Raw genomic sequence first — 18,251 nt, 5'->3', positions numbered from 1 at the left:
TCGCGTAACAGCCGCTAAGGGACACCAGACCCAGGCCCATTGTCCTTTGATAACAACGCAATAACTCAAACCTCGTACCCCTCGGTATGGAGCCACTTAGAGTTCGGCAGCGGGACCGCTTTCCCGAAACTGCTCGGAGTTGCCCCCATGAACCCTCGTCGTACCAACAGCTCGCTCCCCAAACCAGGTCGGTCGGCCTATGGGATGGCGTCGGCTGTCGTCCTGCTCCTCATACCCGTGCTCGTGCTGGTCGGCGGCGACCAGTTCCGCGAGTTCCTGAACTTCGGCGCGGGTGTCCTGTCCCTCGTCTCGCTCAGCTGCTCGGTGATCTGGGGTCTGGTCGCCCAGGACCGGATCTTCCTCAACACGCGTCAGCGGATCATCGGGCAGGCGGTGCACCGGACGACGGCGGTCGCCTCGATCGCGTTCCTGCTCCTGCACATCACCTCGAAGATCGCGCTCGACCACACCCAGCTGATCGCCGCGGTCGTCCCGTTCTCGCTCGGCGTCTCCGGAAGCGCCGGCCTGATCGGTCTCGGTTCCCTGGCCGGCCTGCTCATGATCTTCGTAGGCGTCACCGGCGCACTGCGCAGCAACTTCGCCTCCCCCGCCCCCGTCGCGGCCCGCTGGCGGGCCATGCACATGCTGGCCTACCCCGCCTGGTGCGCCGCACTCGTCCACGGTCTGTACGCGGGCCGTCAGGCCAAGCCGATCTTCACGATCCTGTACAGCCTGTGCCTGCTCGGGGTCATCGCCGCCCTCGCTCTACGCGCGGCACCCCGCCCGGTCAAGCGCAGGGTCGCCGACCGCATCACCGCGGTCCTGGGCAACGGGGACCGTTCGGCCCTCGACGACCTGGAGGAGTCCAGGGCCCGCAGGGCGGAGACCGGGCTGCCCGGCTACGAGGGCCGCTCCGGCCGGACGGCACCGGCCGACACGGCGACCGGCACGCGCAGGACACCGCCGTCGTCCCCGTACGACACGTCCGGCGCCGCGGACAGCTCGAACGGCTTCGCGGCCGCCTACCGCGCCGTCTCCACACCGCCCGGCGTGCAGCAGCCCTACGCGGCGGCCGACCAGACCGCGCGCATGAACCTGCCGTTCGACATGCAGGCCACGGGGGCGGTCCCGCGCATGGACGGCGGCGGCAGCACCTCGGGCAGCTGGCCCATCCCGTCCCCGCCGCCGGTCGGCGAGGCGCCCCAGTCCGTCTACGACCCGCTCCAGGACACGGGATTCAACATCCCGGTCTATGGCAATTCGGGCGCCGGCGGGTACGGCGGAAGTGATGTGTACGACACCGGTGAGACGAACGCGCGGTACAACACGTACAACCCGAACGACACGTACAACAGCGGTCCCGCCAATGAACCAAACCCCGGCGCGTCCTACGACGCACCGGGATCGGGCGAACCTTGGAACACGCCTTCCGGAGGCTATAGGTGAACGAGGCCCTGCCCGACGTCCCAGAAGTCCGCGTGGTCGGCCTTCCGCAGCTCACGTCGGGCTTCGACCTTGTCGAGAGACTCGATCTGCCCATGCACCTGAAGGTGCATGGGCCGCTTGAACCCCTGGGCGGAGAGAAGCTGGCGCAGCTCTCCGAACGCATCAACCTCAAGGGCCGCGGCGGCGCGGGCTTCCCCTTCCACAAGAAGCTGCGCTCGGTCGCCGAGGCCGCCATCAAGCGCGGTGTACGACCGGTCGTCGTCGTCAACGGCAGCGAGGACGAACCGGCCTGCCGCAAGGACACGGTGCTCATCAACCGTGCCCCGCACCTCATCCTCGACGGCGCGCTGCTGGTCGCCGAGGCACTGGGTGCCCGCACGCTCGTGGTGGGGGTCACCCGTGAGTCCACCCAGCGCTCCATGGAGGCGGCGCTGGCCGAACGCGGCCTCAGCAACGGCCGTCGCTCCGCGCTGCGCGCGAGCGTGCAGCGCAATCCCGTCCGCATGGTCACCGGCGCCGCCGCGTCGCTGGTCCGTTCCATCGACGGCGGCCCGGCGATCCCGCCCGGCCGCAAGGTCAGCGCCTCGCAGAACGGCGTGGGCGGCGCGCCGACCCTGTTGTCGAACGCCGAGACCTTCGCCCAGCTGGCGATCGCCGCCCGCATCGGCCCGGAGCGCTACGGCAACACCGGCCTGTACGACGAGCCCGGCACCGTCATGCTGACGGTCTCGGGCGCCGTGGCCCGCCCGATGGTGATCGAGGTCCCCACGGGCGTGCCGCTGCGTTACGTGCTCCAGCTGGCCGGCGCCCCGCCGGTCCCGCAGGGCGTGCTGACCGGCGGCTACCACGGCAAGTGGATCGACGCGGCGACGGTCAACGAGGCGATCGTCTCCCGCAACTCGCTGGACGCGGTGGGCGGTGCGCTGGGCGCGGGCGCGATCCTGCCGATCACTCAGGAGACCTGCCCGCTGGGCGAGTCGCTGCGGGTGGCCCAGTGGCTGGCGGAGGAGAGCGCGGGACAGTGCGGTCCCTGCTACCTCGGGCTGCCGGCCGCGGCGCGCGGCTTGGAGGACATCCTCAACGGCGGTGGCCCCGCCGCCCTGGAGGCCCTCAAGCAGGTCGCCAAGAACGTCAAGCGGCGCGGTGCGTGCTCGCACCCGGACGGCTCCGCGATGTTCCTGGAGTCCACCATCAAGGCGTTCACCGACGACCTGGCCGCGCACGTCCTCGGCAACGGCTGCGGACGGCCCGTGGAGGGCGTTCTGCCACTCTTCGCGGGCGGCAGGGCTCCGGCGGGCATTGCGGGCGGCGAGGAGCCCGAGGACGGCAACGAGAGCCGCCAGAAAATCTTCGTCGACTGGACGCTGTGCCGGGGCCACGGCCTGTGCGCGGACATCCTCCCGGAGGTCTTCCAGCTCGGCGCGGACGGCTTCCCGACGGTCGCGCAGGCAAAGGTGCCGCGCTACGCCGAGGCCAAGGCGCTGCGCGCGGTGCGCCGCTGCCCGGCCCTCGCCCTGCGCCTCGAGGAGGACACCCGGGCGCAGGCCCCCGCCCGCAACCTCCCGGTGCTGTCCCAGGGGCGCGGCCGGCGCGCACTCGGCCGCTGAACGTACGCGATGGCGGACCACCCTCCCCCGGGGTCGTCCGCCATCGCCGGACGCAGCCACATAGAAGACAGACGAGACAGGCGAGACGGACGAAAACAGCCGAAAACCGTCGAGGGCAATAAAGGAAGACATACGACGAAGGCGGATCACTCGATCGAGTGATCCGCCTTCGATTTCTGTGGAGCTAAGGAGAATTGAACTCCTGACCTCCTGCATGCCATGCAGGCGCTCTACCAACTGAGCTATAGCCCCGCGCGTTCATGCGGTGGAGCCGCATGTTCACCGTGTCGCCCGGTTTCCCTGGCGGCGACGCCAACATTACACGGTCACCGGGGTGCACCACCAAATCGTTTCCCTTCTGTACGGATTCGGGCGGGATAGTGTCGATCGCTGTGACCGCGCTCACGATCTCCGCAGGCCACCGCCGCACACCGATGGCCCTGGGGGCCTGCCTGTTCTCCTTCACCGCGTTCTGGATCGCCCAGCGGTTCGCCCACGTCTCGATGGTCGACCTGATGGTGTACCGGGCCGAGGGCGCCACCGTGCGCGCCGGAGGCGACCTGTACGCGCTGCGCGCGACGGCGGCCCACCTGCCCACCACCTACCCGCCGTTCGCCGCCCTGCTGTTCACGCCCCTGACCCTGCTCGGGACGGCGGCCATACGCACCCTGGCGACGGCCGGGAACCTCGTGCTGCTGGTGGTGTTCGTCAGGCTCTCGCTGCGGCTCGTGGGCCACACGCGCGTGGAGACCGTCTGGTGGGCCGCCGCGGCGGCCGTGTGGTGCGAGCCGGTGTGGACGACGCTGCGCTACGGGCAGATCAATCTGCTGCTCGCCGTCCTGGTGCTGTGGGACCTGTCACGGCGCCGCGCGGACCGCTGGGCCGGCCTGGGCATCGGCCTCGCGACAGCCGTGAAGCTGACGCCCGGACTGTTCGTGGTGTTCCTGCTCGCCGCCGGCGTCACGAGCCGGGTCAGACACGGCCGCGCGGGCCACCGACTGCGGCACGCGTGCGGGGCCGCGGCGGCGTTCACCGGCGCCACCGTGCTGGCGGCGGCGGTCCTGCCGTACGACTCCTGGCGGTACTGGACGGTCATGGTGTTCCGGGCCGGGAGGGTCGGGCACGCGGAGGAGACCGCGAACCAGGCCCTGCGCGGTCTCCTGGCCCGCTTCCTGCACATCCCGGAGCCCGGGGCGCTCTGGGTCGCCGCGGTGGCTCTGGTGACCGTGGGAGGGCTCGCGGTGGCGGTCGTCGCGGAACTGCGCGGACAGCGGTCCTGGGCCGTGATCGCCTGTGCGGTGACGGCGCTGCTCGTCAGCCCGGTGTCGTGGTCGCACCACTGGGTGTGGTGCGTCCCGCTGGTGCTGCTCCTGGGCACGCGCGGCCACCGGGCGGCCGCCCTGGGGACACTGATGGTCTTCTGCTCGTACGCCCTGTGGTGGGTGCCGCACGGCCTGGGGCGGCCCGAACTGCACCAGAGCGGCGCCGAGTTGACGTTGTCGGCTCTCTACGGAGGAGCCGGTCTGCTCTTCCTCGTGCTCGCCGGGACCTCGCTGCGAGGCCCCGGCCGCACTCAAGCCGTGACGAACGAATAGAACCGCTTGAGCGTGCAGTGCTCCTCGAGGAGACGGCCGTAGATCGGTTCGCCCTCGAGTTCGCGGTACGTCTCGATGGGGTCGCCTTTTATGATCAGCGCCCGTGCGCACTCCTCGCACCAGTACTGGTAGTCGGGATTGACCGGCTCCATGTCACGCACGATCGGCGTCCCACTGCCGCACCAGTCGCACTTTCGCCTGTGTGCACCCATCGATCAGCTCCAGCTGTGGCCGCAGGCCGTGCACACATAGGAGATTCCGCCGTTGTCACCCAGGACCTGGGCGACGCTCGCGGAACCGCAGGAAGGGCAGCTGAGGCGGGTGATCGTATCCCGTGTCAGCGCTGCGTCGAAGAGGTCACGGACCTCATCGACGATGCTCGCAGGCATCGCTACTCCCTCCCGTCGGGCCGCGCCCCCTTCCGGCCGTTTGATTCTGCCACGGCCGGGCCAATACGGTCAGCGACGCCTGCGTACCAGTCCGGACACGGCACCCCTCTCGGCCGTCGCGGCGAGCGCGAACATGCAAGCCAGAAGCGCTTCCGCAGAGGTATACGCCTCCGGGACCCCAAGTGACTCAAGCCGGATCGAGAACAGTGTGGCGAACATCCCGCCGCGGTCCGGCCGGCCGGACCGGATGGCCGAGGACACAGAAAATCCCGCCCCCTGAGGGGACGGGATCCTGATCGAACGATCTTCGACAACCCGACCGGGTGTCGTTCTGTGGAGCTAAGGAGAATTGAACTCCTGACCTCCTGCATGCCATGCAGGCGCTCTACCAACTGAGCTATAGCCCCTTGCGTTCTTCCCGCTCGGCGGGGCGAACAAGAAGAACTTTAGCCTGCGACCTGCCGGAAAGTGAAATCCGGGTACCCGGCCCCGACACCCACCCGAAGGCAGCGGTCAGTCGTCGTCGCCCAGCACCGGCTCGGGCAGCGTGCCGGCGTTGTGCTCGAGCAGGCGCCAGCCCCGCGCGCCTTCGCCGAGGACGGACCAGCAGCAGTTGGAGAGGCCGCCGAGGCTCTCCCAGTGCCGGGCCTCCAGGCCGAGGAGGCGGCCGATGGTGGTACGGATCGTGCCGCCGTGGCTGACCACGACCAGGGTGCCGTCGTCGGGGAGCTTCTCGGCGTGGTCGAGGACCACCGGAGCGGCGCGGTCGGCGACCTCGCTCTCCAGTTCGCCGCCGCCGCGGCGGACCGGCTCACCGCGCTTCCACGCGGCGTACTCCGCGCCGTGCCGGGCGAGGATCTCGTCGTGCGTCAACCCCTGCCAGACGCCCGCGTAGGTCTCGCGCAGGGCCTCGTCGTGGGTGACCTCAAGGCGGGTCAGCGCGGCGAGCTCGGCGGCCGTGTCGGCGGCCCGCCGGAGGTCGGAGGCGATGATCGCGTGGGGCTGCAGGGAGGCCAGCAGCCGGGCGGCGCGGCGGGCCTGCGCCACGCCGGTCTCGGTGAGCTCGACGTCCGTGGTGCCCTGGAAGCGGCGCTCCACGTTCCAGGCGGTCTGGCCGTGCCGCCAGAGGATGACGCGGCGGCCTCGGCCGGGCTCACGCCCGGCCGCGGAACCGGTCGCACCCGGCGTGGTCATCGCCACTCACCGTCCGGCTCGGCCTCCTCCTCGGCTGCCGCCAGCTTGGCGTGCTCCTCGGCCTTGCCGCGGGTCGCCTGCGCGTCGGCGGGCAGCTCCAGCTCGGGGCAGTCCTTCCACAGACGCTCCAGGGCGTAGAAGACGCGCTCCTCGCTGTGCTGGACGTGGACGACGATGTCGACGTAGTCGAGCAGGATCCAGCGGGCCTCGCGGTCGCCCTCGCGGCGCACCGGCTTGACGCCGAGCTCCTTGCTGAGCCGCTCCTCGATCTCGTCCACGATGGACTTGACCTGGCGGTCGTTGGGGGCGGAGGCCAGCAGGAAGGCGTCCGTGATGGACAGCACGTCGCTGACGTCGTAGGCGATGATGTCGTGCGCGAGCTTGTCGGCAGCCGCCTGGGCGGCTGTGCTGATGAGCTCGATGGAGCGGTCAGTGGCGGTCACTACATGGCTTTCCGTCGGCGGTCACTTGTCCTCAAGGGTCTCACGGACCGCCGACGCGCCCCACGTGATGACCGGATCACGTGGGGCTTCGCCCCCTGTCTAGGACGACGACGGCTTGTAGTCCTGGCCCAGGACCACCACGACGGTCGCGTTCGCGGAGACCTTGCCCTTGGTCACGGCGTCGGCGGGCAGTCCCAGGGTCTTGGCGACCTCGGTGGCGTTCTCCTTGTCGGCGGCGTCCGCGTAGGTGACCTCGGAGGTGGCCTCGGAGGTGGCCGCGGCGCCGCCGTCCAGGAAGGTGAAGCCGCCGTTGAGGAGCACGACCCGGGCCTTCTCGGTGTTGCCCTTGGTGCCGCTGGCGTTGCGGACGGAGACGCGGACCGCGGATCCCTGGTCGGGGCTCTTGGCGGTGCCGCCGAGCACGTCCTTGACAACGCTGTCGCTCGTCTCCGCGCTCAGCGTGCCGTCGGACTGGACGGGCAGCAGCGCCGTCTTGTAGTCGCCGCCCTTGGCGAGGTCGGCGAGCTTGGCGAGGAAGGTCCCGAGGTCCTTGTCGGTCAGCGACGGGTCGAGGATCTGCGCCAGCGTCTGCACCGTGACCGTCGCGCCCTGGGCGTCGGAGGACACCTTGCGCAGTACGCCCTGCATGACCTGGCCGAACCGCTCCAGCTGGGCGTTCTGGGCCTCGCCTGAGGCACTGTAGGTGGCGTACGCGACGGCCATCTTGCCGCTGAGGGTCTGGTCCTTGCCCTTGTGTACGAGGGGGGCGGCGCTCTTCTTGCCGGCGTCGGGGTCGGGAACGTCCGCGTCGGTGTCGACCTCGATGTTGCCGACGAGGTCGACGAGGTTCTGGAGGTAGGGGGTGTCCAGGCGCCAGGTGCCCTCGATGTCGGTCCCGAGAACCGTGTCCAGCGCGTCGCGCGTCCCGGAGGAGCCGTCGTCGTCGACCGACTTGGCGAGCGTCGTGGAGGAGCCGTCGTCGTCGGTCACCGCGAGGGAGTTCGGCAGCAGGACGGTGGAACCCTGCTTGGTGGTGGTGTTGTCGACGAGCAGCGCCGTGGAGGTGCCGCCCTTCTTGGTGTTGTGCAGGTGGACCACGATCACGTCGCGGTTCTGGGCGCCCGAGGCGGTCGTACCGCCGGTCTTGGAGTCCGACTTCGACAGGCCGGGCAGCTTCCCCGCGTGCCAGAGGTAGCCGACCCCGCCGGCCGCGACCAGGGCGAGGACCACCACGAGGGCGACGACGCGGCTGCGGGCGCGGCGGCGGGCCTCCTCGCGGCGCTCGGTGCGGTTCTCGGTGAACGCCATCCAGTCGATGACGTCCTCGGAGTCGCCGTCCGGCTCCTCGACGAAGGCGAACTGCTCGGTGCGGTAGTCCCGTTGCGACGGATCGGCGGCGTCGGACGGCTCCTGCCTCGGTGCCCCCGTGTCCTGGGCCGGGCCGGCCTGCTGCGGGATGTAGGCGGTCTGCTCGGCAACCCGGGACTGCTGCGCACCGGCGGCGGTCTGCCCGTAGGGGTCGTACGGCGCCCTGGTCCCGCCGGGCGCGCCCGCGCCGGGGCGCGTCGCGGTGCCGTAGGGGTCGTAGGCGTCGTAGGGGGGCACCGGGGGCTGCTGACCGGTGTCATAAGGGGACACCGGCTGCTGCTGACCGGTGTCGTAAGGAGGCACCGGTGGCTGCTGACCGGTGTCATAAGGAGGCACCGGCTGCTGCTGACCGGTGTCGTAGGGGTCGTACGGGGGCGCGGGCTGCCGGCCACCCGTGGCGTACGGGTCGTAGCCGTAGCCCTGCTGCTGCGGGTACGGGTCGTACGCCTGCCGCGCGGGCCGCGGCGCCTGTTGCGCCTGGACCTGCTGGTAGATCGGCCGGCCGTACTCGTCGTAACCGACGATCTCGTACTGGTCGCCGCCGTATTCCGCGTCGTATCGGTCGTTCACCGGTGCCCCTCTCGGCTCACTCGCCGCGGTACAGCTCGCGCTTGTCGATGTAGCGCACTACTCCGTCCGGCACCAGATACCAGACGGGATCGCCCTTGGCGACTCTCGCACGGCAGTCTGTGGAGGAGATGGACAGGGCGGGAACCTCGACCAGCGAGACGCCGCCCTCGGGGAGACCGGGGTCGGAGAGCTGGTGGCCCGGTCGGGTGACCCCGATGAAGTGCGCCAGGGAGATCAGTTCCTCGGTGTCCCGCCAGGTCAGAAGCTGGGCGAGGGCGTCGGCGCCGGTGATGAAGAACAGGTCGGTGTCGGGGTTGAGCGCGCGCAGGTCGCGCAGCGTGTCGACGGTGTACGTCGGACCGCCGCGGTCGATGTCGATGCGGCTCACCGAGAACTGCGGGTTCTCGGCGGTCGCGATGACCGTCATCAGATAGCGGTCCTCGGCCGGGGAGACCGCGCGGTGGGCCTTCTGCCACGGCTGGCCGGTCGGGACGAACACCACCTCGTCCAGGTGGAACTGGGCGGCGACCTCGCTGGCCGCCACGAGGTGCCCGTGGTGGATCGGGTCGAAGGTTCCGCCCATGACGCCGAGGCGGCGCTTGCCCGAGTGAGACGGCCCGTGGCCGGAGCCGCCGACCCGCAAGTACGCCGGGCGGGGCTGCGTCCCGCGCACGGTGCCGTGTTCCGTGTCGGACGTGTCGGTTGTGTCGGACGCGTCGGCCGTGCCGTTCGCCGGACCGGTAGGCATGTCCTGCTCTCCCATGCGTGCAGACCCTACCGGCCCGGTCTGAGTGCCTCGGCCGTGAGATCCCCGGGACGGCCCCGGGAGGGCGTCTGCCGGATTCAGCGGTCGCGGTTGAAGCGGGTGGTGATCCACAGCAGGAGCAGCAGGATGAGGAACGCGCTGCCGCCCGTGACCAGGGGGTCGAGACTGTTGTGGTTGCCGCCGTGCTCCTCGCCCTCGGCGGCGAGAGTGACCAACTGGGCTGCGGCGCTGTGGAAGCTCATCTTCAGCAGGACCTATCCGATGGGTGTCCCCCCGCTCGAGCGGAGCCGAGAGTGGGGAAGGGCGGGATAAAGACTTCGGCCCATCGTAAGCGGGCGACTCGGCGGCGATCACGCCGACTCCGCCGTTGGGGAACCTTCGGCGGCGCTCAGTCGTCGTTCCGTTTGTAGCCCCGCAACAGGAACCACGCCGTCAGTACACAGCCCAGGATCATCACGACCAGGATGATCCGGAGCAGATTGCCCGCTCCTTGCTGGCCGGCCGCGCTCGCGGCCTCGGTGAGCCGGGCGGCTGCGGGAATGTGCTGCATGGCGTTGGACTCCTTCGCTGTACTGCCCGTCCACGGTAACTCCGCCTAGGCTGGGCTCAGCCTCGGGGGCAGGCAGGGGCACCGCGCACGGCGGCACAGCACATCGTGCACCACCCACAGGGGACTCAGACGTACATGGGGGAAGACATGTCCGACGACGGCCGCCAGCACAACGGGCACGAGCAGGTGCCGAGCAGGCAGCGCAGGCGTTTCCCGGGGATCTCCTCGCGGGCGTACGAACACCCGGCCGACCGCTCCGCCCTGGTGGCGCTGCGCAAGCTCAGCGGCTTCGACACGGTCTTCAAGGCGCTCAGCGGGCTGCTGCCCGAGCGGAGCCTGCGGCTGCTGTTCCTCTCCGACTCGGTGCGGGTGTCGGACCAGCAGTTCAGCCACCTCAACGACATGTTGCGGGACGCCTGTTACATCCTGGACCTGGAGAAGGTCCCGCCGATGTACGTCACCCAGGACCCGCAGCCGAACGCGATGTGCATCGGCCTGGACGAGCCGATCATCGTGGTCACCACCGGCCTGGTCGAGCTGCTCGACGAGGAGGAGATGCGGGCGGTCGTCGGCCACGAGGTCGGCCACGCGCTGTCCGGGCACTCCGTCTACCGCACGATCCTCCTGTTCCTGACCAGCCTGGCCCTGAAGGTCGCCTGGATCCCGCTGGGCAACCTCGCGATCATGGCGATCGTGACGGCGCTGCGGGAGTGGTTCCGCAAGTCGGAGCTGTCCGCCGACCGCGCGGGTCTGCTGGTGGGCCAGGATCTGCGGGCCTCGATGCGCGGCCTGATGAAGATCGCGGGCGGCAACCACCTGCACGAGATGAACGTGGACGCGTTCCTCCAGCAGGCCGAGGAGTACGAGGCGGGCGGCGATCTGCGCGACTCCGTGCTGAAGATCCTCAACGTGCTGCCCCGCACCCACCCCTTCACCACCGTGCGCGCGGCCGAGCTGAAGAAGTGGGCCGAGTCCCGCGACTACCAGCGGATCATGGACGGGCACTACCCGCGGCGCACCGAGGACAAGGACACCTCGGTCACGGACTCGTTCCGTGAGTCGGCCGCCAGCTATGCCGGCACGGTCAAGAGCTCCAAGGACCCGCTGATGAAGCTGGTCACGGACATAGCGGGCGGGGCGGGCGACCTGGGCGGCAGGGTGCGGCGCGGCTTCGGCGGCTTCACCAGCGCGCCTCCGCCGAAGGACCGCCCGTCGAACGATCAGTCGTCGAAGGAGGGGGCGCCGAAGGACGGGTCCTCTTCCGACCGGCCGCACTCGGACGAACCGCCCACGGACACCCCGCCGCGCGGCGAGGACTGACGCGAGGAGAGGCGCAGGGCCGAGGCCGGCCGACGCGACGAGGACCTCGCGAGGAAAGTCCCAGGCGGCGAGGGCCGGCGCGACGACCGACGCGGGCGACGCCCGGACACAGCGAGGACCGGCGGGCGACGACCGGCGTGAGGGGACCGAGTCGGCACCGGCCGACGGCCGGGGTTCACACCCTCGGTTCGGCGCTCGGTGCCAGCGCCCCGCACAGCGCGGTCGCACTGTCCGTGGCGTACGGATCGGTGCCGGCCGGGCCGCCGCTCTTCGCGGTCTGGTCCGCGAGCAGCGGGTGCAGTCGGTTCGCGGAGTCCTCGGCGCAGGAGAGCGGGCCGGCCTGGACGGAGGCGACCACGAGCTGGGCCTGGTGCAGGCGCAGGTCCTCGCGGTCGAAGCGGAAGCGCAGCTGGCGCCGGACGGTGAACAGCGAGGCCTCGGCCTTGCCCGCGGAACCGGTCGGCCGTAGCGCGTACACGAACGTGTGGTCCGCGATGACCTCGAGGGTCGACGAGTCCGTCTCGGCGGCCGACAGCGAGCCCTGTGCCCGGATCTTGAGGTCGGCCAGCTCGACCTGGGCGGGGTCGAAGCGAACCAGCCATCCGGTCGGAGCGTGCCGTCCGTCCGCGGTGGGGCGGTCGAAGCTCTCGTCGAACTGGTCGAGTTGGGCCGGGTCGAGGAGGACGCGCACGGGACGGACCTGCTGCCCGGTGAGCACCTCGGGATAGAGGGAGGAGCGGACGATGTAGTCCTTCGCGGTGGTCAGGGCGGTGACGACCTGGCTGTCCGAGAAGTGCGCGGTGCGCCGGGCGGCGGGCAGCGGTATGCCCTCGGCGCCGACGCGGAACTGCGCGGCGGGGCTGTGCGCGTACAGGTACTCGGGGTCGGTCGCGCCGGGCACCTTGCCCTGCGGGGAGAGCGGGATCACGGTCATCCGCAGCGGCTCGGCGGGGTGCAGGGCAGCGGGGGTCTGATACGGGTTCCGTACGCCCATGTAGATCGCGGTGCCGAAGGCTACGGCGATCAGCAGGACCAGGATCAGCGCCTGCCGGGACAGGCCGCGGTGCAGGGGCGGGCGGCGGCGCACGGCGGGCGTGTGGTCGGTCATGCGCTCCTGCGCGGAGTACTCCTGGATGCGGGCAGCGCGGACGAACGACTCGTCGAAGACGACGGATCGGTACTCGTCCTCTCCACCCCCGGGAGCGCCCTCGGGTGCCCCCTCAGGTGGGTTCTCAGGCCCGCCCATACTTTCAGGGTAGGTCTCGCGGGGCCCCGGTAAACGCCCTGGTACACGACAAGTTCTGACAGGTTCTCACCAGGGCCGCCGACGGTGTCAGGGAGTGCGCGGGATCACCGGGACCGCTGGCTGGGAGTAGTCGGCGGAAGCGGAGGGCGCGGCCGCGCTGCCCTGTTCCAGGCCGGTCGAGGCGGGCGGCGGGACCCGGTCGCGGTTGCTGGAGGAGGCGCCGCGGTAGACCGCGGTGAAGGCCAGCGCGACCATGCCGATCCCCATCACCAGGGCCAGCATCCAGGCGACGGGACGGTGCCAGCGGACCTGCTTGCCGTGGCCCCAGATGGCGCCGTGGCGGCGGTCGAGGGCATCGGGATCGTCGGGGTCGGCCAGGTCGTCGAGATCCGGATCATGGCCGAAATCGCCGGGTCCGTCGGGGCCGTACCCGTCGTCGTAGCGCTCGCCGCGGGCGTGGGCGCGGCGGGTCTCGGCCTCGGAGGCCTCCGCTCGTGCCTGCGCGGCGGCCAGGAGGCGTTCGACGGCGGTCGGCTCGTGCACCACGGCCGCCCGTACGAAGGCCTCGTCGAAGACCACGGAGGCGAACTCTTCGTCCGACACCCCGCGGTCGTGGTCGTCGTCGGGCTCCCAGCCGTCAGGGAACGGCGAACCCCCCACGTCCTCCGGCACGGATCCAGAGTAGACCTGGGGGGTCAATTTGGGCAGACGGTATGGAAATTCGTCTGTCTGCCGGAGTCTCCGGGCCGTGGCACGAAGGTAGGCCGGGCGCACATGGCAGCCGCATATGCCCCGCCGTGCGCCTGCCCGCTCAGTGCCGGATGTGCCCGTCCCCGGTGACGATGTACTTCGTGCTGGTGAGCTCCGGCAGGCCCATCGGGCCGCGCGCGTGCAGCTTCTGCGTGGAGATGCCGATCTCGGCGCCGAAGCCGAACTCGCCGCCGTCCGTGAAGCGCGTGGAGGCGTTGACGGCCACGGTCGTGGAGTCGACCAACTGGGTGAAGCGGCGGGCGGCCTGCTGCGAGGTGGTGACGATGGCCTCGGTGTGCCCGGAGGTCCACAGCCGGATGTGCTCGACGGCCCGGTCCAGGGAGTCGACGACGGCGGCGGCGATGTCGTACGAGAGGTACTCGGTCTCCCAGTCCTCCGGCGTGGCCTCCACGACGGTCGCCTTGGAGTCCTTGGCGTGGGCCAGCACCCGTTCGTCGGCGTGGACGGTGACGCCGGCCTCGGCGAGGGCGTCCAGCGCGCGGGGCAGGAACTCGGCGGCGATGTCCTGGTGGACCAGGAGGGTCTCGGCGGAGTTGCAGACGCTGACCCGCTGTGCCTTGGAGTTGATCAGGATGTCGATCGCCATGTCCAGGTCGGCCTGGGCATCGACGTAGACGTGGCAGTTGCCGGTGCCGGTCTCGATGACCGGGACGATGGACTCCGTGACGACGGTCCGGATCAGGGAGGCGCCGCCACGCGGGATGAGGACGTCGACCAGGCCGCGGGCGCGCATCAGCTCGCGGACGCTCTCGCGGTTCTCGCCGGGCACGAGCTGTACGGCGTCGGCGGGCAGTCCGGCGCCGCCCACGGCGTCCCTGAGGACGCGTACGAGGGCGGTGTTCGACTCGTAGGCGGAGGCCGAGCCGCGCAGCAGCACCGCGTTGCCGGACTTCAGGCAGAGGGCGGCGGCGTCCACGGTGACGTTGGGGCGGGCCTCGTAGATGATCCCGACGACGCCGAGCGGGACCCGGACCTGCCGCAGGTCGATGCCGTTGGGGAGGGTGGAGCCGCGGACGACCTCGCCGACCGGGTCGGGCAGGGCCACGACGTCCCGCACGTCGGAGGCGATGGCGCGCACCCGTTCCGGGGTGAGCGTGAGCCGGTCGATGATCGCCTCGCTGGTGCCGGCCTCACGGGCCTTGGCGACGTCCTTGGCGTTGGCCTCGACGATCTCGCTCGTACGGACTTCCAGCGCGTCCGCGACGGCGAGCAGCGCGTCGTCCTTCACAGCCCGCGGCAGCGGCGCGAGATCGGCGGCGGCGGCCTTGGCCCGGTAGGCGGCCTGGGTGACCGGTGACATGGAGTCGTACGGGGAGAGCGTGGTCATGAGGGAAGGGTAGTGCGCGGGGCGGGGCAGTCCGGCGGTCATCCCACACCCCGAGACATCACCCGAAGGGTCCGCAGGGCGCCCAGTGCCGCAACAGGCAACGTGCGCCCCGTCGCGACGCCCGGCACGCACTCCCCGCCGCACCGGCCGAAAGCCCGAGTACGCCCAGTACGAGGACTTCCGGCCGGCCCGCCGGGAGCACGCACCGGACGCCGCTCCTGCACGGGCGAACGTTGCCTGCCACGGCACTAGAAAGGGTGCACGCCGACCGGGGTCGCCGGGAGCGGGCCGTAGCCCTCTGCGACGCGCTGGTGGTAGGTCTCGCGGTCGATGACCTCCAGGCCGACGATCTCCCAGGGCGGCAGGCCCGCCGTCTGGCGGTGCTCGCCCCACAGCCGCAGGGCGACGGCGGCGGCGTCGTGCAGGTCGCGGGCCTCTTCCCAGTAACGGATCTCCGCGTGGTCCTGCGCGTAGCGGCTGGTCAGCAGAAAGGGGTGGTCGTGGGCCAGCTGTTCGAGGGCCCGGCGGACCTCCTTGATCGGGGCCACGGCGCCGGAGAGACTCAGGGTGATGTGCCACAGGCGGGGCGGGTCCACCGGCTGCTCGCCCTCGTACCGGTCGCCGGCCGCGACGCTCGTCAGGGCGCGCTCCTCGCCGGGCGCGCGGGAGGAGGCGCCGCGGGTGCCACGGGCGCCGTCGGCGCCACCACGGGACGCCGTCGCCCCTGGGCGCACTCGTCTCACCACGGCCTCCTTCACGCCTGCGCACCGCTCCTGCGGATTGTGTCCCTGAGTCAAAGTTGAGCAGGCCGGACGGCTTCGCGTGGCGGTTTTCCGGAACGTCCCCCACCGGGAGTGGCCGTTCGACCCGGTTTACGGGTGCAGGATCACCAGGTCGTCCCTGTGTACGACCTCGCGCTCGTACTCCGGGCCCAGCTCGCGCGCCAGCTCGTGGGTCGAGCGGCCGATCAGCAGGGGGATCTCCCTGGCGTCGAAGTTGACCAGTCCGCGCGCCACCGCACGCCCGGTGGCGTCGCGCAGCTCGACGGGGTCGCCCGCGGTGAACTCGCCCTCGACGGCGGCGATACCGGCCGGCAGCAGCGAGGTGCGGCGCTCGACGACCGCGCGCACCGCGCCGTCGTCCAGGGTCAGCGAGCCCTGCGGGGTGGACGCGTGCTGGAGCCACAGCAGCCGGTCGGCGGAGCGCTTCCCCGCGGGGTGGAAGTAGGTGCCGGTGTCGCCGCCGGAGAGGGCCTCGGCGGCGTGGACGGTGCTGGTGAGCACCACGGGGATGCCGGCCGCGGCCGCGATCCGGGCCGCCTCCACCTTGGTGACCATGCCGCCGGTGCCCACGCCCGCCTTGCCCGCGCTGCCGATCTCGACGCCCGCGAGGTCGGCCGGCTCGCGCACCTCCGCTATCCGGGAGGTGCCGGGCCTGCCGGGGTCGCCGTCGTACACGCCGTCGACGTCGGAGAGCAGCACCAGCAGGTCGGCGTGGACGAGGTGGGCGACGAGGGCGGCGAGGCGGTCGTTGTCGCCGAAGCGGATCTCGTCCGTGGCGACGGTGTCGTTCTCGTTGACGACCGGGAAGGCGCCCATGGCGAGGAGCTTGTCGAGGGTGCGGGAGGCGTTGCGGTGGTGGGCGCGGCGGCTCATGTCGTCCGAGGTGAGCAGCACCTGGCCGACGCGGACGCCGTAGCGGGCGAAGGAGGCGGTGTAGCGGGCCACGAGCAGGCCCTGGCCGACGCTGGCGGCGGCCTGCTGGCGGGCCAGGTCCCGGGGGCGGCGGCGCAGGCCCAGCGGGGCGAGGCCGGCGGCGATGGCGCCGGAGGAGACGAGGACGACCTCCCGCTCTCCCCCGCTGCGGCTCTTGGCGAGGACGTCCACGAGCGCGTCGACCCGGTCGGCGTCCAGTCCGCCCGAGGCTGTGGTCAGCGACGAGGAACCCACCTTGACGACGATCCTGCGGGCCTCGCCCACGGCCTGCCTTGCCCCTGCCACCTTGCTCGACGTCCCCTCGCGTAGGTCCGGCGTCCCGCCTGGCAATCTACGCGAAGCGGGTCGGGCCTCGCGCATCGGTCCAGTCCCCGGACGGGCGCACCGTAGCCGTTCGCTCACGCTTTGCGTACGGCGAAAAGGTTGCATGAGTTGCTCATAGAAATTAAAGACAACCCAAATTTAATGTGAACTCCGTGCCACCTAAAGTTCACGCCGTGAAGCGTATTCTCCTGAGGTCAGGGAAGAGCCCCTACGACGTCGTCCCGTTGGAGGAAGCCCTCCACCGCGACGTGATCGCCACCAACTCCGGCAACCTGATCTTCAGCGACGCCGCCCACAAGATCCTCGAGACACCGGGCACCGAGGTGGTGTCCCACGGGATGCGGGCCGAGGTCGCCGCGGCCGGACGGATCAACGAGGAGTACGACGCCTTCGTCGTGCCGCTCGCCAACGCCTTCCGGCCGTCGTTCGAGTCCGGTCTGCAACGGCTGACCCGGCTCATCGGCAAGCTGCGGATCCCGGTGGTGGTGCTCGGGGTGGGCGCGCAGACCGGGGTGACCTACGACCCGGCGCGGCTGAAGTCCATCGAGCCCGCGGTGCGCGACTTCTGCGCGGCCGTGCTGGAGCGCAGTGCCTCCATCGGGGTGCGGGGCGAGTTCACCGAGACGTACCTGAAGGGGCTGGGGTTCCGGGACGTCGAGGTCATCGGCTGCCCGTCGCTGTTCATGTACGGCAAGGAACTCGCCGTGGACAAGCGGGTGGAGGCGCTGACGACGGACTCCCGGATCGCGGTCAACGGCTCGCACAGCGCGGTGCGGTCGCAGGGCCTGGACCGGGTCATCGACCACGCCCACGCCCGCTATCCGCGGCTGCGCTTCATCGGCCAGAACACCAGTGACGCACGGCAGTTGCACTGGCGGGACCTGACGCACCCGAACGCCCGGGTGACGACGATCCCGACCCACCCCGACCACCCGATGTACCGGGAGGACAAGGTCCGCGTGTACGTCGACCCGGTCACCTGGATCGACGACCTGCGGGCGTTCGACTTCTCGTTCGGCTCCCGTATCCACGGCAACATCGCGGCACTGCTGGCGGGCACGCCGGCGACCGTGCTGTGCGGGGACTCGCGGACGCTGGAGCTGTGCCGCTACTTCGGCATCCCGCACCGACTGCTGGACGGGCTGCCGCAGGACATCGACCCCGCACAGCTCTACGAGGAGGCCGACTTCGGTGAGCTGACCGGCGGCCACCAGGAGCGTTTCGAGCGCTTCACCGGCTTCCTGGACCGGAACGGGCTGGAGAACACGTTCACGCACGGCGACGGCGGCGCGGCCTTCGAGGCGCGGATGCGGTCGCTGGACTTCCCGGCGGGCGTGCGCCCCTGGAACGACGCGGACCTCGTCTCGCTCACCTCGCGGTTCGGCTGGCTCCAGCACCGTATGACCGAACTGGCTTCGGACAACGCCCAGTTGAAGCGGGACCTGGCGCGTGCCAAGGCCGCCGGGAAGCCCGCCGCGGCCTCGTCCGGCTCCTCGGTCTACCGCCGGGCCCGGCGCGCCGTGGGCGGACCGCTCCGGCGGGCGCTGCAATCCGGACGGCAGTAGCGCACCCGGGAACCCGACCCGCGAGAACCGACCGAGCCCGGCCTCCCCAGAAGGC

18 protein-coding genes and 2 tRNA genes are annotated in these 18,251 nt (G+C 71.0%); 5 read left to right on the top strand and 15 right to left on the bottom strand.

Annotated elements, in window-relative coordinates:
• Positions 1-204: 204 nt before the first annotated feature.
• The gene (locus ACFV0T_RS23050) at positions 205-1,446 is read left to right on the top strand and encodes a cytochrome b/b6 domain-containing protein (protein WP_385782090.1); all 1,242 of its coding nucleotides are present in this window, start codon (positions 205-207) and stop codon (positions 1,444-1,446) included.
• On the top strand, positions 1,443-3,053 hold the full coding sequence (locus ACFV0T_RS23045) for an NADH-ubiquinone oxidoreductase-F iron-sulfur binding region domain-containing protein (protein WP_385782087.1): 1,611 nt from the start codon (positions 1,443-1,445) through the stop codon (positions 3,051-3,053). Before ACFV0T_RS23050 ends, ACFV0T_RS23045 begins: the two co-directional genes overlap by 4 nt.
• 179 nt (positions 3,054-3,232) lie before the next feature.
• Here ACFV0T_RS23045 and ACFV0T_RS23040 read toward each other — a convergent pair.
• A tRNA-Ala gene (locus tag ACFV0T_RS23040) sits at positions 3,233-3,305 on the bottom strand.
• Positions 3,306-3,487: 182 nt separating this feature from the next.
• On the opposite strand from ACFV0T_RS23040, the gene ACFV0T_RS23035 reads away from it, so the two are divergent.
• Positions 3,488-4,648 (top strand): glycosyltransferase 87 family protein, encoded by a 1,161-nt coding sequence (locus ACFV0T_RS23035; protein ID WP_385782228.1) that lies wholly within the window; start codon positions 3,488-3,490, stop codon positions 4,646-4,648.
• Here the strand turns inward: ACFV0T_RS23035 and ACFV0T_RS23030 are convergent.
• From ACFV0T_RS23030 to ACFV0T_RS22990, 9 genes are all read right to left on the bottom strand, one after another.
• Complete coding sequence (locus ACFV0T_RS23030) at positions 4,627-4,860, bottom strand: hypothetical protein (RefSeq protein WP_003976229.1); 234 nt, start codon at positions 4,858-4,860, stop codon at positions 4,627-4,629. The genes ACFV0T_RS23035 and ACFV0T_RS23030 overlap by 22 nt on opposite strands.
• Before the next feature lie 3 nt (positions 4,861-4,863).
• On the bottom strand, positions 4,864-5,037 hold the full coding sequence (locus ACFV0T_RS23025; RefSeq protein ID WP_385782084.1) for a hypothetical protein: 174 nt from the start codon (positions 5,035-5,037) through the stop codon (positions 4,864-4,866).
• Between the two features lie 334 nt (positions 5,038-5,371).
• Positions 5,372-5,444 (bottom strand) — tRNA-Ala (locus ACFV0T_RS23020).
• 106 nt (positions 5,445-5,550) lie between these two features.
• Positions 5,551-6,231, bottom strand: a complete 681-nt coding sequence (locus tag ACFV0T_RS23015) for a histidine phosphatase family protein (RefSeq protein ID WP_385782082.1) — start codon at positions 6,229-6,231, stop codon at positions 5,551-5,553.
• On the bottom strand, positions 6,228-6,674 hold the full coding sequence (rsfS, locus tag ACFV0T_RS23010) for a ribosome silencing factor (RefSeq protein WP_385782079.1): 447 nt from the start codon (positions 6,672-6,674) through the stop codon (positions 6,228-6,230). Before rsfS ends, ACFV0T_RS23015 begins: the two co-directional genes overlap by 4 nt.
• A gap of 99 nt (positions 6,675-6,773) precedes the next feature.
• Positions 6,774-8,612 carry a LytR C-terminal domain-containing protein gene (locus ACFV0T_RS23005; protein WP_385782076.1) on the bottom strand — a complete coding sequence of 613 codons (1,839 nt, stop codon included), beginning with the start codon at positions 8,610-8,612 and terminating at the stop codon, positions 6,774-6,776.
• 16 nt (positions 8,613-8,628) lie between these two features.
• On the bottom strand, positions 8,629-9,375 hold the full coding sequence (gene nadD / locus ACFV0T_RS23000) for a nicotinate-nucleotide adenylyltransferase (protein WP_385782074.1): 747 nt from the start codon (positions 9,373-9,375) through the stop codon (positions 8,629-8,631).
• 80 nt (positions 9,376-9,455) lie between these two features.
• Complete coding sequence (locus ACFV0T_RS22995) at positions 9,456-9,620, bottom strand: hypothetical protein (RefSeq protein ID WP_385782071.1); 165 nt, start codon at positions 9,618-9,620, stop codon at positions 9,456-9,458.
• 146 nt (positions 9,621-9,766) lie between these two features.
• Positions 9,767-9,928, bottom strand: coding sequence for a hypothetical protein (locus tag ACFV0T_RS22990; protein WP_385782068.1), 162 nt, complete (start codon positions 9,926-9,928; stop codon positions 9,767-9,769).
• A gap of 147 nt (positions 9,929-10,075) precedes the next feature.
• Between ACFV0T_RS22990 and ACFV0T_RS22985 the strand changes: the two genes are divergently transcribed.
• On the top strand, positions 10,076-11,248 hold the full coding sequence (locus tag ACFV0T_RS22985) for a M48 family metallopeptidase (protein ID WP_385782065.1): 1,173 nt from the start codon (positions 10,076-10,078) through the stop codon (positions 11,246-11,248).
• A gap of 175 nt (positions 11,249-11,423) precedes the next feature.
• On the opposite strand, the gene ACFV0T_RS22980 is transcribed toward ACFV0T_RS22985, so the two are convergent.
• From ACFV0T_RS22980 to proB, 5 genes are all read right to left on the bottom strand, one after another.
• Positions 11,424-12,494 carry a hypothetical protein gene (locus ACFV0T_RS22980; protein ID WP_385782062.1) on the bottom strand — a complete coding sequence of 357 codons (1,071 nt, stop codon included), beginning with the start codon at positions 12,492-12,494 and terminating at the stop codon, positions 11,424-11,426.
• 87 nt (positions 12,495-12,581) lie between these two features.
• Entirely contained in the window at positions 12,582-13,193 is a 612-nt protein-coding gene (locus tag ACFV0T_RS22975; RefSeq protein ID WP_385782060.1) for a hypothetical protein, read from the bottom strand.
• A gap of 112 nt (positions 13,194-13,305) precedes the next feature.
• Positions 13,306-14,592 carry a glutamate-5-semialdehyde dehydrogenase gene (locus tag ACFV0T_RS22970; protein WP_385782057.1) on the bottom strand — a complete coding sequence of 429 codons (1,287 nt, stop codon included), beginning with the start codon at positions 14,590-14,592 and terminating at the stop codon, positions 13,306-13,308.
• Between the two features lie 248 nt (positions 14,593-14,840).
• Complete coding sequence (locus ACFV0T_RS22965) at positions 14,841-15,326, bottom strand: hypothetical protein (protein WP_385782225.1); 486 nt, start codon at positions 15,324-15,326, stop codon at positions 14,841-14,843.
• Positions 15,327-15,464: 138 nt separating this feature from the next.
• Entirely contained in the window at positions 15,465-16,571 is a 1,107-nt protein-coding gene (gene proB, locus ACFV0T_RS22960; RefSeq protein ID WP_385782222.1) for a glutamate 5-kinase, read from the bottom strand.
• A gap of 233 nt (positions 16,572-16,804) precedes the next feature.
• On the opposite strand from proB, the gene ACFV0T_RS22955 reads away from it, so the two are divergent.
• A complete protein-coding gene (locus ACFV0T_RS22955) occupies positions 16,805-18,196 on the top strand; it encodes a polysaccharide pyruvyl transferase family protein (RefSeq protein WP_385782054.1) in 1,392 nt (463 codons plus the stop codon).
• Positions 18,197-18,251 lie beyond the last annotated feature (55 nt).

It is taken from the genome of Streptomyces sp. NPDC059582, from assembly GCF_042735715.1.
GTDB lineage: Bacteria > Actinomycetota > Actinomycetes > Streptomycetales > Streptomycetaceae > Streptomyces.
This window is presented reverse-complemented; position numbering and strand designations above follow the sequence as displayed.

Excerpts from the sequence above, each read along its gene's own strand:
- ACFV0T_RS23050 (WP_385782090.1), top strand. The coding sequence starts at position 205 with ATGGCGTCGGCTGTCGTCCTGCTCCTCATACCCGTGCTCGTGCTGGTC.
- ACFV0T_RS23035 (WP_385782228.1), top strand. The coding sequence starts at position 3,488 with ATGGCCCTGGGGGCCTGCCTGTTCTCCTTCACCGCGTTCTGGATCGCC.
- ACFV0T_RS23030 (WP_003976229.1), bottom strand. The coding sequence starts at position 4,860 with ATGGGTGCACACAGGCGAAAGTGCGACTGGTGCGGCAGTGGGACGCCG.
- ACFV0T_RS23025 (WP_385782084.1), bottom strand. The coding sequence starts at position 5,037 with ATGCCTGCGAGCATCGTCGATGAGGTCCGTGACCTCTTCGACGCAGCG.
- ACFV0T_RS23015 (WP_385782082.1), bottom strand. The coding sequence starts at position 6,231 with ATGACCACGCCGGGTGCGACCGGTTCCGCGGCCGGGCGTGAGCCCGGC.
- nadD (WP_385782074.1), bottom strand. The coding sequence starts at position 9,375 with ATGGGAGAGCAGGACATGCCTACCGGTCCGGCGAACGGCACGGCCGAC.
- ACFV0T_RS22995 (WP_385782071.1), bottom strand. The coding sequence starts at position 9,620 with ATGAGCTTCCACAGCGCCGCAGCCCAGTTGGTCACTCTCGCCGCCGAG.
- ACFV0T_RS22990 (WP_385782068.1), bottom strand. The coding sequence starts at position 9,928 with ATGCAGCACATTCCCGCAGCCGCCCGGCTCACCGAGGCCGCGAGCGCG.
- ACFV0T_RS22985 (WP_385782065.1), top strand. The coding sequence starts at position 10,076 with ATGTCCGACGACGGCCGCCAGCACAACGGGCACGAGCAGGTGCCGAGC.
- ACFV0T_RS22980 (WP_385782062.1), bottom strand. The coding sequence starts at position 12,494 with ATGGGCGGGCCTGAGAACCCACCTGAGGGGGCACCCGAGGGCGCTCCC.
- ACFV0T_RS22970 (WP_385782057.1), bottom strand. The coding sequence starts at position 14,592 with ATGACCACGCTCTCCCCGTACGACTCCATGTCACCGGTCACCCAGGCC.